This window comes from Pseudomonas sp. MF09156 (assembly GCF_059862305.1).
Genome location: NZ_JCBCUR010000006.1, coordinates 201,045 through 216,006, shown reverse-complemented (window position 1 = coordinate 216,006; position 14,962 = coordinate 201,045). Strand labels below are relative to the sequence as shown.

Sequence of the window (14,962 nt, the reverse complement as noted above, 5' to 3'; positions counted from 1 at the left end):
CTCTTTGTGGCTGTTAGGATTACACTCCTAAGGAAAGTACTTACTTCGTAAGTGTTGTGATCCTACGGGGCAGTCATGGATATACAAATCATTTCACGGGATGGCGAACCCGAGTACGCGGTTCTGCCATGGGCTCAGTACCAGGCGCTGTTAACAGCCGCCGGCCTGCAGCAACCAGTCACTCCTGCTGCACAGATCCCTCCCGTCGCTACCGAGCAGGACCTACGCCCCCTGGCGCAATTGCGCAGCCTGCGCGAAGCCAAGGGCCTGGCGATCGAGACATTGGCCCGCACCGTCGGCATCAGCCCGTCCTACCTGGGGTTGATCGAAAGTGGCGAGCGCCAGCCGGATGCCGCGATCCGTCGCAGCCTGGCCTGGGAATTGGGGATTGCCGGTTGGAGGGATGAAATGTGAGTGTGCGCATCAGCCGTCAACATTGGGATGGGTTGCTCAATGAGCTCGACCAGGCCCGTCGCCAGCGACATCTATTGACCTACCGTGCGTTGCTCGAGCGTCTGCAGTTCCCGACGCCGGCGATGCAAACCCTGACCGCCGCGTTGGAACACCTGGCGGCCCTGGATGCCAAGGCGGATCAGCCACTGCGCAGCTCCCTGGTAATCAGCCAGGGCGCAAGCCGCTTGCCGCGCACCGGTTTTTTTGAATGTGTCGAGCGCCTCGGGCGCTTTTGCGGACCGTCCGATGGCGTTGCTGCAGCATCGTGGCATGCCTCGGAAGTGGTCCGTGTGTTCGAGTACGAATATCCTGAGTCAGCGGAGGCCTGAGTGTTCTGGAAGCTCAAAGCGTATGCCAGTTATTGGCTGGCACGCAGATTGTTTCATTGGTCATGGTTTGTGCGTCAGCCCCGCGGCTGGCACTGGCTGGAGGGTCAGTTTGCACGCATGGCCAACCTGGGCAATGTCGAGGCCCAAAGTTTCTATGGGCATATCCTGACCTTTCGCGGCCTAGGCATTGGCGCGCGGGAGGAGGGCGTGCGCTTGCTGCGCCTGGCGGGTCAGGCGGGGGATGGCAAGGCGGCCTATCAAGTGGGCGTGCTGAGCCTGGCAGGCAGCCTGGGCAAGGCTCCGGACCCTGTAGAAGCGGCACGCTGGTGGACCATCGCCGCCAAGGCTGGGCATCCGCTGGCGCAGATACGCCTGGAGCAGTTGTAGGCGCAGGCTTGTCGGCTCCTACAGGATTTCGCGGCTATCGATGAGGTGGATGCTGTAGCCGGCCACGTCCTTGGCGTGATGCTTGGCCTGGGAGGCCAGTTCCGCCAACTGGCTGGCATCCAGGTGCCCACAGCTCAATGGATGCAGATGCACCACGCCGATGGACAGCGACAGCAAGGCAAACTCCTGGCGCACCCCCTGGCGATTCAGGGCGATAAAACAGCCCGCATCCAAGTGTTCACTGCGGTAGAAGCGCCGGCACTGGGTCTGGAAATCATCCACCAGTTGGTTGAGACGCTTGCGCCAGTCCTGGGCGCCCAGCACCAGTAAAAAATCATCGCCGCCAATATGCCCGACAAAATCACGGCTGGGGTCTACCCGGTCGTTCAAGCATTGCGCCAGGCACAGCAATACTTCATCGCCACGGCCATAGCCGTAGATATCGTTGAATGGCTTGAAGCTGTCGATATCCACATAGCAAATCACCGATTCGCGCTGCTGCTGCAACAGCCGTGTCAGGCACTGCTGGATCGGCACATTGCCCGGCAGCAGGGTCAGCGGGTTGGCGTAGCGCGCCTGTTGGATTTTCAGTTCGGTAATCAGCTTGAGCACGTCGATCACCCGGCCCAATCCCAGGTAGTTGCCATTTTGGGTGATGATGAAATCTTCTTCGATACGCTGCCGCGCGCGGCTGGTCAGCAGGCGGCTGACCTGTTGCAACGACTGGCTCAGTTCCACGGCCAGGAAGTCATCGCTCATCAGGCGGCTGATAGGCTTGCGCGCAAACAGATCGGTGGCAAACGGCTTGAGCAGGACGTCGGACAACGAGTGCCGATGCACGATACCAATCGGCTGGCCGCGCCCATCCAGGACCGCCAGGGAGTTGAGATTGGCCTGGCTGCGAAACGCTTCCAGCACTTTGGCCGTGGCGGTGTCCTGGGCCACGGCCGGTTGTTCGTTGAGCAGGGCGCTGAGGTCACTGGCGTCCTCGTTGAGCGAAACGCTGGTGCTGTCGGGCTTGGCCAGCATCAACCGGGCTTCGGTCGGTGGATGCTCCTGGGGACGGCACAGCAGGTAGCCCTGGATCAGGTCCACGCCCATTTCCGTGAGCACCGCCAACTCTTCCGGCAGCTCGATGCCTTCGGCAATCACCTGCGCGCGCGAAGCCCTGGCGATCTGCAGGATCGAACCGACAAACTCGCGCTTGAGCGCATCCTGGTGAATGCCATCGATAAAATGCCGGTCGATCTTCACGTAGTCCGGGCGCAATTCTGACCACAGGCGCAAGCTGGAATAACCGGCGCCCAAGTCATCCAGGGCAATCGAAAAACCCATGTCACGGTAATGGTGCAGGGCGGTTTGCAACAGCTGGAAGTCGTCGGTCGGCGCTTGCTCCGTGAGTTCGATCACGATCTGGCTGGGCGCGATTCCATACTCGCGCAGCATATGCAGGGTGCGGCCCGGTTGGTGGGTGGTTTCCAGCAGGGACTCGGGCGAGACGTTGAGAAACAGCTTGCCCGGCAGCTTCTGCTCGCTGAAGCGCCTACAGGCACTTTGTCGGCAGGCCATCTCCAGCTCATTCAGGCGCCCGGCCTGGCGCGCCACGCCAAACAAGGCGAGGGGCGAGTGCAGCGGGCTGTTGGAGGGGCCGCGGCTCAGGGCTTCATAGCCGAGGATACGACGTTCGCAGAGGCTGACGATGGGTTGGAACAGGCTGTGCAAACTGCCCTGGGCCAGGATGGAGGCCAGGGCATTCAGCTGTTCGGTCATGGTCATGATGATCTCGGTCGAAAAAAAGGACCGGGTGCCTGGGGCGCCCGGTCCTTCATTTCACGACAGAATGATGTCTGTTTGATGACGCTCAGTGGAGCGACAACATTAAATCGCCATCATTTACTGCTTGGCCACCGTCTTACTGATTTTCAGGTAGTCCAGCAGAATCCGCCCGGTTTCGCTCAGGTAGGCATCATCTTCCGGCTTGGTCTTTTCAGGTTCGGTCGGCAGTGCGTCTTCGTCTTCTTTCTTCAGTTCCTTGAGCGGGTCTTCACCCTTGGCCTTGCGGCGGATGTTTTCCAGGGCAAGTTGCTGGTTCTCGATATCGGTGTGCTGCGCGCGGCGGTCCACTTCATTGAGGCTCACGGTCTTCTCGGCCATCAGCTTCTTGGCCAGGGCCAGCTTGTCGCGGATAAACACGAACTCGGCGTCCTTGGCGGAGCGCAGGTCATGTTCGGTCTTGAGCTGGGCCAGGTAGGGCTTGAACGGGTCCGATGCAGGCTTGATGGCCGGGCGGATGGTGTCCCACGGCATGGCTTCTGGCAGGGCGCTTTCGCCGATTTCCTTGGTGTCGATGAGCGACGGGAAGTCGATGTCCGGCAGTACGCCTTGGTGCTGGGTGCTCTGCCCGGAAACCCGGTAGAACTTGGCCAGGGTCAGCTTCAGCTCGCCATGGTTGAGTGGCTGGATCGTCTGCACCGTGCCTTTGCCGAAGGTCTGGCCACCGATGATCAACGCGCGGTGGTAGTCCTGCATCGCACCGGCAAAAATCTCCGAGGCCGAAGCCGAGAGACGGTTGACCAGCAATGCCATCGGGCCTTTGTAGAAGGCGCCCGGGTTTTCGTCTTCCAGCACATCCACACGACCGTCAGCGTTGCGCACCAACACGGTCGGGCCCTTGTCGATAAACAGGCTGGTCAGCTCGGTGGCTTCCTGCAACGAGCCGCCACCGTTGTTGCGCAGGTCGATGACCACGCCGTCGACCTTCTCTTTGGTCAGCTCGGTGAGGATTTTCTTCACGTCGCGGGTGGTGCTCTTGTAGTCCGGATCGCCAGCACGGAAGGCCTTGAAGTCCAGGTAGAACGCCGGGATCTCAATGACGCCCAGCTTGTAGTCCTTGCCATCCTGCTTGAGGTTGAGGACTTTCTTCTGTACGGCCTGGTCTTCGAGCTTCACCGCTTCGCGGGTGATCGACACGATCTTGCTGGTCTGGTCGTTCGGCGCGTTGGTGTGCGGAATCACTTCCAGGCGCACCACGCTGCCCTTGGGCCCACGGATCAGCTTGACCACTTCGTCCAGGCGCCAGCCGACCACGTCGACCATCTCTTTGTCGGCCTGGGCCACGCCAATGATCTTGTCGGCCGGAGCGACCTGCTTGGTCTTGTCCGCAGGCCCCGCTGGCACCAGGCGCACGATCTTGACCTGGTCGTTGTCGCTCTGCAGCACGGCACCGATCCCTTCGAGGGACAGACTCATGTTGATATCAAAATTTTCCGCGTTATCTGGCGACAGATAATTGGTGTGCGGATCGTAGGACATCGCGAAGGTGTTGATGTAGGCCTGGAAGATATCTTCGGCGCGGGTCTGTTCCAGGCGGCTCAATTGGTTCTTGTAGCGCTTGGTCAGCAATTCCTGGATCGCCTTGGGCTCTTTGCCGGCGATCTTCAGGCGCAGGACTTCATCCTTGACGCGTTTGCGCCACAGGTCATCCAGGGCGGCGGTGCTGGTCAGCCACGGGGCCTCCTTGCGATCCACCAGCAGGGTTTCCTTCTGGGTGAAGTCGAGCTTGTCGACGCCTTTGTTCAACTCACCGAGGGCGAAGTCCAGACGCGCTTTGACACGGTCCAGGTAACGCTTATAGATGGTGAAGCCAGGTTGCAGGTCGCCACTCTTGAGGAAGTCGTCGAACTGGGTCTTCCACTTGTCGAACTCAGCGATATCGCTGGCCAGGAAGTAGCTGCGCGAGGGATCCAGCAGCTTGAGATAGCTGTCATAGATGATCACCGAGCGCGCATCGTCCAGCGGCGGCTTGCTGTAATGGTGGCGCTTGAGCAACTCGACGACGTTAAGGCTGGCAATCACCTCATCGCGATCAGGCTGAAGTTTGTCCCAGCTGTTGGCTGCGAACGTATTGGTCGACAGCGGCAACAGGCCGAGACCAATGAAAAGAGCGAGGGCGGTGCTGGGGAACAAATGCTTCATGCTGATTCGACGCGGGGGCAATTGATAACGCATATTAGGCCGTCTTTGAAGTCGCCGGTTCCATTTGGGCCGGTCGCATAATGCAAAAAGCCCGGCGCTACAGCAACGGGCTCAGTCCAGACTCACTATGGAGGCACTGTGAAAGCATTGCAAGGCGTTGAAGGTCATGTGGAGTGGGTTGAGACCCCAAGTCCTACGTGCGATGTAGGGCAAGTTCGCATTCGGGTGGCAGCAGCCGGCCTCAATCGAGCGGATTTATTACAGCGTGCAGGGCTCTATCCTCCACCGCCCGGGGCCAGCGAAGTGCTGGGCCTGGAGTGTTCCGGGGTGATCAGCGAAGTCGGCGCTGGCTCGTCCTGGCAAGTGGGGGATCGGGTCTGTGCGCTGTTGGCGGGCGGTGGCATGGCGCAGGAAGTGGTGGTGGACGCGCGCCACGTGCTGCCGGTGCCAGAGGGTTTGTCCCTGGCCGAAGCCGCTGCGTTGCCCGAGGTGTACAGCACCGCCTGGCTCAACCTGTTCCAACTGGCGGCGCTCAAGCCCGGGGAAAAGGTGCTGTTGCATGCGGGCGCCAGTGGCGTCGGTTCGGCGGCGATCCAGCTGTGTAAAGCCTTTGGCAGCCCGTGCTGGGTCAGCGTCGGCTCGGCGGACCGCCTGGCCTACTGCGAAGACCTCGGCGCCCAGGGCGGTGTGGTACGTACCGACGGCATCGAGAGCCTGGGGGATTTTGGCCCGTTCGACGTGATTCTCGACCCGGTGGGCGGCAACTATGCAGCCATTAACCTCAAGCTGCTGGCCCGCGACGGTCGTTGGGTATTGATCGGCTTGATGGGCGGGCGTGAAGCCCAGTTGGACCTGGCGCAGGTGCTGGCCAAGCGTGTGCAAGTGCTGGGCTCGACCTTGCGCAGCCGCGATGACCAGTTCAAGGCAGACCTGTTGAGCGACCTGGGCCAGCAGGTGTGGCCGTTGTTTGGCGAAGGGCGACTGAGCCCGCAGTTGGCCAAGACCTTCCCGATCACGGACGCGGAAGCGGCGTTTGCGCAGCTTTCGACCAACCAGATTTCCGGGAAGCTGGTGCTGGTGATCGACGAAAGCCTGGCCTGAGGCCAATCCAGGGTTGAAATGCAGCCCAAGGTGGGAGCGGGGCTTGCTTGCGATAGCGGTGTGTCAGTAACAGACCTTAACCTGATACTCCGCTATCGCAGGCAAGCCAGCTCCCACATTAGCTCCCCCATTGGATTGGGTTTCAACGCCAAAAGTGGGCCTTCAGGTCCACTGGTGGATCGGCCAGCCGGCCTGTTCGGCATGGGCGCGCAACACCGGATCGGGGTTTACCACCTGCGGGAAATCGACCTTGCTCAGCAGCGGCAGGTCATTACGCGAATCCGAGTAGAAGTACGCCCCTTCCAGGCTTTCACCTTCCTGCTCAAGCCATTGCATCAAGCGGGTGATCTTGCCTTCGCGGTACGTCAGTACACCCACGGTCTTGCCGCTGTACACCCCGTGGGCCACGTCCAGTTCAATCCCCAGTACTTCATCGATGCCAATGCGCGCCGCAATCGGCGTGACCAGGTGCGTGCCCGAGGCCGAGATCACCAGGATCCGGTCACCGTTCTGGCGGTGGCGGGCGATGGTCTTGGTCGCGTCGCTGTAGATCAGCGGCTCGATAACATCTTCCACCCACGGCTCCACCAGGTGCGCGACTTCTTCCGGAGTGCGCCCGATCATCGGTTCCAGGCTGAAGTCCATGAACTCTTCCATGGCCAACTCGCCGCGGCTGTAGGCGGACATCAGTTCGTGGTTCTTGCCCATGAACGATTCGCGGTCCACCCAGCCCAGGCGGCCCATCTGCTCGCTCCACAAGGTGGCGCAATCGCCGTGGATCAGGGTGTCGTCCAGATCAAAAATTACCAAAGCCATCAGTCATGCTTCCTTAATAAACACTGCATCCTCAGGCTACCTCACACAGCGCACTGGGATCGATGGAAAGTGCCAGGCGTTGCCCGTCTGGGTGCAGATCCTGGGCCGAGCGGTTGAGTACGTCCACCACCAATTCGATGCCCCGGGCTTCGACGCGATAGCGAATCACATTGCCCAACAGGCTGTGGCTGCGCACCAGCGCATCAAGTTCGCCGCTGTGGTTCAGTTCGATGGACTCAGGACGGATCGCAATACGGCTGCTGACCGGACGTTGCAACAGCGTGCTGGCCTGCTCGGCGTCCAGCAGGTTGTAGTTGCCGATAAAACCGGCAGCGAAGGCGTCCACGGGGGCGGTGTAGAGGGTTTCGGCGTCGCCGCTCTGCACGATCTTGCCCAGGTTCATCAGGAAGATGCGGTCGGACATGACCAGGGCTTCTTCCTGGTCATGGGTCACAAAAATCGTGGTCAGCCCCAATTCCCGCTGGATCTGGCGGATCTGTTCGCGCAGGTGTTTGCGAATCCGCGCATCCAGTGCCGACAGCGGCTCATCGAGCAGCAGCAGGCGCGGCCGGGTGACCAGGGAGCGGGCGAGAGCGACGCGCTGGCACTGGCCGCCAGACATCTGGTGCGGATAGCGCCCGGCCAGGTCCTTGAGCTCGACCAGTTGCAGCACCTCCTGGACGCGCTTGTGGCTGTCATCGGCGTTGACCTTCTGCATGCGCAGGCCGAAGGCGACGTTCTGTTCCACAGTCATGTTGGGGAACAGCGCGTAGCTCTGGAACACCATGCCGATGTGACGCTTCTGCGGGCTCAGCGGCACGATATCCTGGCCGTCCAGCAGGATCTGTCCGCTGTCCACCGGCGTCAGGCCGGCGATGCAGCGCAGCAGGGTGGACTTGCCGCAACCGGACGGGCCCAGAAGGGTGACGAATTCGCCCTTGGCGATCTGGCAATTGATATCACTGAACACCGGGGTGGCGGCGTAGCTTTTTTGCAGGTGCTGGACGCTGACGAAGCTCATTGGCTTTTGTCCTTGTTCAAGAGGTTGGCGGCCCAGGTGAGCAGCAGCACGAAAAGGAAATAGGAAATGACCACGGCGCTGGTGAAATGCCCGCTGCTGTTGCGCATGTTGTTGAGGTAGACCTGCAAGGTCTCGTAGCGCGTACCGACGAGGATATTGGCGAACACAAACTCGCCGAACAGGAACGAGAACGACAGCAGCAACGCGACCATCAGGCCCTTGCGCAGGTTGGGCAGCACCACCAGGATTGCCGCCTGCCAGGTGCTGGCGCCAAGCAACTGGGCGGCGTCCATCAGGTCCCGCAGGTTGATCGCCTGCAGGTTGTTGGTGATCGCGCGGTACATGAACGGCAGCGCCACGGTGAAGTAGCAGCCGATCAGGATCCACGGCGTGCCGACCATCGCCAGCGGCCCCGAGCCATACAATTGCAACAGGCCTACCGATGACACCACTGGCGGCACCGCGAAGGGCAGCAGGATCAGGATGTTCATCAGCGCATCGAGCCTGGGGAAGTGGTAATGCACCACGAACAGCAGCGGCAGGATCAGCACCACCGACAGGATCAGCGCGCCGACGCATACCAGCAGCGATTGGCCAAAGGCATGCAAAAAGCGCGGGTCGCTCCACAACTGCACATACCACTTGAAGGTAAAGCCGGCGGGCAGGATGGTGGCCGACCAACTGCTGGCGAGGGAGTACACCAGGGTGCCAATCAGCGGCAGCACGAGGATCGCGAACAGCAGGTACACCACCACGCGATGATAGAGGGCGACGGGGCTGGCTTCAGCGCGAGACATGGTAGCTCCTCTTGAGCAGCAGTTGATGGACCACGGTGACCACGGTCATCAGCGCCACCAGGATCACGGCCAGGGCGCTGGCCATGTTCGGGTCCAGGGAAATATCACCGGAAACCATCGCCGCGATGCGGATCGGCAGTACGTTGAAGTTGCCGGTGGTCAACGCATACACCGTGGCATAGGCGCCCAGGGCATTGGCCACCAGGATCACGAAGGTGCCCAGCAGCGCCGGCGTCAGCACCGGCAGGCCGATGTGCCGCCAGTACTGCCAGCCATTGGCCCCCAGCAGTGCTGCGGACTCGCGCCAGTCTTCACGCAGGGCATCGAAGGCCGGGTACAGCAGCAACACGCCCAGGGGGATCTGGAAATAGGTGTACAGGATGATCAGGCCGGTCTTGGAGTACAGGTTGAAGTCCTGAATGATCCCGGCCTGCTTGAGCATGATGGTGATGCTGCCGTTGAACCCCAGCAGGATGATGAAGGCAAAGGCCAGGGGCACACCGGAGAAGTTGCTGGTCATGTTGGCGAAGGCGGTGACGAAGTTGCGCAGCGGCGAATCCACCTTGCGCAACGAGTAGCTGCCCAGCACGGCGATGATGATGCCGAAGACGCTGGAATAGAAACTCAGCTCCAGGCTGTACTGGATTGCCTGCAGGTAGAACTTCGAGCTGAAGATCTTGCTGAAGTTGGCCAGGCCCCAGCCGAACTCTTCCGATTGCAGGCTGTTGACCATCACCCAGAACAGCGGCGCGATCTGGAACACGATAAAAAACAGGGCGAAAGGCACCAGGCACAAGGCGGCCAGCCATTTACCACGGATCACTGAACTCACTTCAACAGCTCCTGGCAGACAGGTTTGTCGTGGGCAACGCCAAGCAGGGCGCAGACGGTGCCGCAGATATCGGTTTGCCTGGGCTGGGCCTCGGGCTCGAGGCTGAAGGCATCCCCGAAAACGAACAGCGGTACTTCGCGCTCCTCCGGCAGCAGGCCGTTGTGGGAGCGGTCGTTGTTCATGCCGTGGTCGGCGGTGACCAGCACCTGGTAGCCGGTGTCGAGCCAGCCTTGCAGATAGTCGGCGAGAATAATGTCCGCCGAGCGGGCGCTGTTACGGTATTGCGCGGTGTCGAGGCCGTACTTGTGGCCGGCGTCGTCGATATTCATCGGGTGTACCAGCAAAAAGTTCGGCGCGTGCTTGAGGCGCAGGCTTTCGGCATCGGCAAACAGGTGGGCGTCGGGGTAATGATCGCTCCAGTAGAAGTGCCCGTGCTGGATCGCCAGTGCCGGGTCGTCGGTATGCCGGTCGCGGGCGGCGATGAACGGCGAGCGGTTGTACAGCTCGCTGACCCAATGGTAGGCCGCCGCCGCAGTGGTCAAGCCCGCGTCGGTGGCGTAATGGAAAATGCTGCGCTGGTTGGACAGGCGCGAGACGTGGTTGTGGACGATACCGCTGTCGATCGGCGGCACTCCAGTGAGGATGCATTCGTACAGCGGGCGCGAGAGGGCGGGCAATTCGCATTCCAGCTTGTACAGCGCTGCACGCTCGGCGCCGACGTAGGCCTGCAGGTGCCCCATGGCATGCCGGGCAACCTCGTAGTTGAGGCCGTCGAGCACCACAAGGATGACGTTGTGCTTCATAGGGACAGGGGCTCCTCGGTGGTTCTGCTGGAACCAGATCAACTGTGGGAGCTGGCTTGCCTGCGATAACGGTGTATCAGCCGATGCAAGTGCTGAATGTCATACCGCTATCGCAGGCAAGCCAGCTCCCACCCTGGTCGTATTCCAGGGCTTATTGCATGTTGATGATGACTTCTTCCTGCCACTTCTGCGGCAAGCCCTTGGAGGTCTTCTCCCAGGCATCGGCGTCTTTGATCGGGGTCACGCCTTTGTACTGTTCGTTAGGCAGCAGCTTGGCCTGTACTTCGGCGGGCAGGGTCAGGTGCTCGGCACGAATCGGCCGTGCATTGCCCTTGGCCAGGTTGATCTGCCCGGCATCGCTGAAGATGTACTCGCGGGTCAGCTTGGCGGCGTTGGGGTGCTTGGCGTATTTGTTGATGATGGTGGTGTAGCCGGAAATCACCGAGCCATCCGATGGGATCAGCACCACGTAGTCATCCGGGTTGGCCATCTTGGCCTTGTAGCTCAGGCCGTTGAAGTCCCAGACCACGCCCACTTCCACTTCGCCTTTTTCCATGGTGGCAATGGTCGGGTTGGCCAGGGAGATACGCCCCTGCTTGGCGATCTCGGCGAACATCAGCAACGCCGGCTGGATGTTCCTCTCGTCGCCACCATTGGCCAGGGCTGCCGCCAGCACGCCGTTGGCGGCCTGGGCGGCGGTGCTCACGTCACCAATCGAGACCTTGTACTTGCCGGTTTTCAGGTCAGACCACTTGGTCGGGACTTCGGAGCCGTGCAGCAGCTTTTTGTTGACGATAAACGCGATGGTGCCGGTGTAGGCCAGTGCCCAGTTGCCATCCTTGTCCTTGGCCCAATCCGGGATCTGCTCCCAGGTGCTGGGCTTGTAGGGTTGGGTCACGCCCTGCTTGACCGCAATCGGCCCGAAGGCGGCGCCCACGTCACCGATATCGGCGCTGGCGTTGTCTTTTTCTGCGGCGAACTTGGCGATTTCCTGGGCCGAGCTCATGTCGGTGTCGATGTGCTTGAGGCCGTACTTGGCCGCCAGGTCTTCCCAGGTGCCTCTCCAGTTGGCCCAGTCATCGGGCATGCCGACGCTGTTCACAGCGCCTTCTGCCTTGGCGGCAGCTTCCAGGGTTTTCAAGTCGGTGTCAGCGGCCATGGCGGCGGTGCACATGGCAATGGTCGAGCCTAACAGTGATGCCAGGAAAAGCTGTTTCATCCGAAGCTCCTTTGGGCGTTTTCAACGCTGCGATTTTTTGATGGCGCGGTTGGTTTGGTCTAGGTCAGCAATACACGAGCCAATTTAGGCGCGCTGGATGACAGTTTCATGTCGATGTCGTTTTCAAGGCACCTGGGCAGGCGCCCGCCGGGTAAGCGTAGACTAACGCGTGGCCCCCGTAATACCTGGACTTGGCCGGCGTATTGCAGGGTGTGTGAGGCAGCGGCGCAAGGCGCTGTCATCTGTCGGTCATGTGTGATGCCTAGGCTTGCACGCTATAGCCGCCGCCCATTCCAGGGGCATTTGGCGCACCCAAACAGTGCTGGCCTAGTCCAGATAGGTAACGTTGATGCGTGATGAGGCAACCAAAGCGGTGACAGCCATCGGCCTGGCGCTGCAAGAGCAGATCAGCCACGGTTTGCTCAGCCCGGCGAGCAAATTGCCGGCCGAGCGCAAACTCAGTGAGTTGTTTGGTACCACCCGCATTACCGTGCGCGAAGCCTTGCTGCAACTGGAGGCCCAGGGCCAGATCTACCGCGAGGAGCGCCGTGGCTGGTTCGTCTCGCCGCCCCGGCTGGCCTACAACCTGATGCAGCGCAGCCACTTCCACGCCATGGTCAGCGCCCAGGGGCGGGAGCCTTCTACCGAAGTTATTTCCGCGCGCCTGCAACCGGCTTCGGCCGCCGTTTGCGCATGGCTACAACTGCCGGCGCTGTCCAGTGTGATCCAGATCTGCCGCCGGCGGCGTATCGATGGGCGGTTGGTGTTGTATGTCGAGCACTACCTCAACCCCCAGTATTTTCCAGGGATCCTGGCGTGTGACCTGAACGAGTCGATGACCGAGTTGTACGCCCGCAAATACGACCTGCATTACGGGCGCGTACGCTTCGAAATTGTGCCGACCTCATTGCAGGTGGAAGCGGCAGCGGCCCTGAAGGTCTCGGCAGGCAGCCCCGGGCTGCGGATCGCCCGGGTCAATTACGATCAGCATCAGCGCCTGATCGATTGCGACCTGGAGTTCTGGCGCCATGATGCGATTCACGTCGGGGTCGATGTGACCTGAGCGTCCTGCGGCCTACTCGCCGCCGTCACCACCTGCACACTCAAGCGCGGCATCGCCAGGTCCATTCCGGCCTCATCCAGGTGGCGCTTGAGCGACAGGTTGAACGCCCGCGACACTTCCCACTGTTTGATCGGCGCAGTCTTGAAGCGCGCGCGCAGGATGGCGTTGCCGGACTCGAAGCTCTCCACACCCTGGAACTCCAGGGGCGACCAGATATTGCGGCGTTGCAGCGGGTCGGCGCGCATCTTTTGACCGACGTCGCGCATCAGCTTGATCGCGGTGTCGATGTCCATGCTGGCGGGCACCGCGACGCGGAAAATCGCATAGCCGAATTCCCGCGAGTAGTTCTTGATGCTCTTGATCTCGCTGAACGGGATGGTGTGCACGATGCCGTCGATATCGCGCAGGCGCACGGTGCGGATGGTCAGGCCTTCGACGGTACCGAGGTGGCCGCCGACGTCCACGTAGTCATCGATGGCCAGGGAGTCTTCGATGATGATGAACAGGCCTGTGATCAAGTCCGCCACCAGCGACTGCGCGCCAAAACCGATAGCCAGGCCGATCACACCGGCACCGGCCAGCAGCGGCGTGACGTTCATGCCCATGTTCGCCAGGGCGACGATGGCGGCGATGATAAAGATCGTCACGAACAGCACGTTGCGGATCAACGGCATCATGGTTTGCGCCCGCGCATTGGCCAGGCCTTTGCGCGAGCGGGTGAGGGCGTGGTGGATCGCGGTATCGCTAAGGATCCAGATCAGCCAGGCGAACAGCAGGGTGCCCGCGAGGCCGAACAGCTTGACGCTGATTTCATGCCCGTCGCCTTCGGTAAAGCGGATCAGCGACCAGCCCCAGACCCGTAGGCCCAGTTCGATGAACACCAGCCACACCACCAGGTGGGCGAGGGTATAGACGAAGCTTTTCAGGCGTTCGGAATACAGCGCATGGCGCTTGTGCCCGCGTTGGGGCTTGAGGGCATGGCGGCGTACCAGGCCGTTGATCACCATGCACAGCACCAGCAACACCGTGCACAGCAGTGACTGGCGCAAGGCGGTACTGGTATCGCCGGCCGACACGAAGGTGGCAAACAGCGAGATACCCACGAGCAGCAGCGCAGGCAGGTACCAGAAGGTGCCGATGATCTCGATGGTGTCGCTCAACGCGCGGCGGGTCAGGCGCCGGGACAGTGGCTGGTTGCGGATCAGATGTGCGATGGGCCGGCGAAAGCGCAGGATAAACACGCCGGTAGACAGCGCTGCCAGCACATTGGCGATGGTCGCGGCGCTGTGCGCCAGGTGGGTGCCCAGGGCTTCGGTCAGGCGCGGATCGCTCAAGGCCTCGCCGAAGGCGGCGAAGCTGCCGATCAGCCACAGCGGCCGAAATGCCTGGTGGCGCAGGATATATAGCGCCCGATGGCGGTGGGGGCCGTCGAGCACGGAAAAGGCAATGACGCAGATCGCCGAAAAGCACGTGCCGACCACCAGCGCGTACGCCAGCACCATCGCCAGGGACTTGCCCAGGGACGAGGGCAGGGCGTAACTGAGGTAGACGGTGATCACCAGGGCGATCAGCCAGGGCCCAAGTTTGCGCAGGGCAAAACGCAGCATGTCCCAGGTCTTGGGGTGTTGCGGCAATTCTTCACTGAGGCCAAAGCGCAGGCGCACCCGGTGGCTGAGCCAGATCAGCGCGGCGGCCAACAGGCTCCAGAGCATCAGCACTACGGCAAAGCCAAAGATGATCGGCAGCCATTCGCTGGCGGGCAGCATCAATGCGCCCAGCTCGGCCTTGGCCTGGTCGAACTCGATGGACCAGCGGTTGAGCGGGCTGTCGGCGCCGGACAGTTGTTGTTCGAGGCTGGCCAGGGTGCCACCGATCAAGCCCAGCACCCCTTGCTCGGCCGCCGGCTGGGCTTTTTTCGTGGCTTCGCGCAGTTTTTTCAGGTCGGCCAGCAGCTTGGCGCGCTGCTGGTCGTTTTCCAGGTTCTTGATCACCTCGTCCAGGGACTGCCCCAGCGGTACGTCGGCTTGTGGCTGGGCTTTGCTGGTACTGCCCAGGATGCCTGGCAGGCCGACCGCCTGGGCAGGGGCGATGGGCAACAGGATCAGCAGGCAAAGGAGCAGGCAGTGTGGCAGGGCAAACAGACGGGCAAGCACGAGGCGGTCAACC

General features: G+C 61.4%; 14 protein-coding genes. 5 read left to right on the top strand and 9 right to left on the bottom strand.

What is annotated here, in order from left to right; all coding sequences use genetic code 11:
* Positions 1-75: 75 nt before the first annotated feature.
* From AC19YY_RS16735 to AC19YY_RS16725, 3 genes are read left to right on the top strand one after another with little or no spacing between them, the layout of a single operon-like run.
* The gene (locus AC19YY_RS16735; RefSeq protein WP_169957198.1) at positions 76-414 is read left to right on the top strand and encodes a helix-turn-helix domain-containing protein; all 339 of its coding nucleotides are present in this window, start codon (positions 76-78) and stop codon (positions 412-414) included.
* Positions 411-782, top strand: coding sequence for a hypothetical protein (locus tag AC19YY_RS16730; RefSeq protein WP_057440671.1), 372 nt, complete (start codon positions 411-413; stop codon positions 780-782). The genes AC19YY_RS16735 and AC19YY_RS16730 overlap by 4 nt, the downstream gene beginning before the upstream one ends.
* Positions 783-1,169: an SEL1-like repeat protein gene (locus AC19YY_RS16725; protein ID WP_169957197.1), complete on the top strand. Its 387-nt coding sequence runs from the start codon at positions 783-785 to the stop codon at positions 1,167-1,169.
* A gap of 18 nt (positions 1,170-1,187) precedes the next feature.
* On the opposite strand, the gene AC19YY_RS16720 is transcribed toward AC19YY_RS16725, so the two are convergent.
* Both AC19YY_RS16720 and AC19YY_RS16715 read right to left on the bottom strand, forming a co-directional pair.
* Positions 1,188-2,945, bottom strand: a complete 1,758-nt coding sequence (locus tag AC19YY_RS16720; RefSeq protein ID WP_169957195.1) for a bifunctional diguanylate cyclase/phosphodiesterase — start codon at positions 2,943-2,945, stop codon at positions 1,188-1,190.
* Positions 2,946-3,062: 117 nt separating this feature from the next.
* Positions 3,063-5,144, bottom strand: a complete 2,082-nt coding sequence (locus tag AC19YY_RS16715; RefSeq protein WP_170042679.1) for a carboxy terminal-processing peptidase — start codon at positions 5,142-5,144, stop codon at positions 3,063-3,065.
* 138 nt (positions 5,145-5,282) lie between these two features.
* On the opposite strand from AC19YY_RS16715, the gene AC19YY_RS16710 reads away from it, so the two are divergent.
* On the top strand, positions 5,283-6,245 hold the full coding sequence (locus AC19YY_RS16710; RefSeq protein WP_170057010.1) for a zinc-binding dehydrogenase: 963 nt from the start codon (positions 5,283-5,285) through the stop codon (positions 6,243-6,245).
* A gap of 162 nt (positions 6,246-6,407) precedes the next feature.
* Here AC19YY_RS16710 and AC19YY_RS16705 read toward each other — a convergent pair whose 3' ends face one another.
* From AC19YY_RS16705 to AC19YY_RS16680, 6 genes are all read right to left on the bottom strand, one after another.
* Positions 6,408-7,061: an HAD family hydrolase gene (locus tag AC19YY_RS16705; protein WP_169952853.1), complete on the bottom strand. Its 654-nt coding sequence runs from the start codon at positions 7,059-7,061 to the stop codon at positions 6,408-6,410.
* A 31-nt stretch (positions 7,062-7,092) separates the two neighbouring features.
* Positions 7,093-8,082, bottom strand: a complete 990-nt coding sequence (locus tag AC19YY_RS16700) for an ABC transporter ATP-binding protein (RefSeq protein WP_500604548.1) — start codon at positions 8,080-8,082, stop codon at positions 7,093-7,095.
* The gene (locus tag AC19YY_RS16695) at positions 8,079-8,879 is read right to left on the bottom strand and encodes an ABC transporter permease (protein ID WP_029292823.1); all 801 of its coding nucleotides are present in this window, start codon (positions 8,877-8,879) and stop codon (positions 8,079-8,081) included. The genes AC19YY_RS16700 and AC19YY_RS16695 overlap by 4 nt, the downstream gene beginning before the upstream one ends.
* Entirely contained in the window at positions 8,866-9,711 is an 846-nt protein-coding gene (locus AC19YY_RS16690; protein ID WP_057959030.1) for an ABC transporter permease, read from the bottom strand. Before AC19YY_RS16690 ends, AC19YY_RS16695 begins: the two co-directional genes overlap by 14 nt.
* Positions 9,708-10,514, bottom strand: coding sequence for an alkaline phosphatase family protein (locus tag AC19YY_RS16685; RefSeq protein WP_169952847.1), 807 nt, complete (start codon positions 10,512-10,514; stop codon positions 9,708-9,710). The genes AC19YY_RS16690 and AC19YY_RS16685 overlap by 4 nt, the downstream gene beginning before the upstream one ends.
* Before the next feature lie 151 nt (positions 10,515-10,665).
* The gene (locus tag AC19YY_RS16680; RefSeq protein ID WP_169952845.1) at positions 10,666-11,733 is read right to left on the bottom strand and encodes an ABC transporter substrate-binding protein; all 1,068 of its coding nucleotides are present in this window, start codon (positions 11,731-11,733) and stop codon (positions 10,666-10,668) included.
* 349 nt (positions 11,734-12,082) lie between these two features.
* On the opposite strand from AC19YY_RS16680, the gene AC19YY_RS16675 reads away from it, so the two are divergent.
* Positions 12,083-12,796 carry a UTRA domain-containing protein gene (locus tag AC19YY_RS16675; protein WP_172314038.1) on the top strand — a complete coding sequence of 238 codons (714 nt, stop codon included), beginning with the start codon at positions 12,083-12,085 and terminating at the stop codon, positions 12,794-12,796.
* Here the strand turns inward: AC19YY_RS16675 and AC19YY_RS16670 are convergent.
* Positions 12,772-14,949: a mechanosensitive ion channel family protein gene (locus AC19YY_RS16670; protein WP_500604547.1), complete on the bottom strand. Its 2,178-nt coding sequence runs from the start codon at positions 14,947-14,949 to the stop codon at positions 12,772-12,774. The genes AC19YY_RS16675 and AC19YY_RS16670 overlap by 25 nt on opposite strands.
* Positions 14,950-14,962 lie beyond the last annotated feature (13 nt).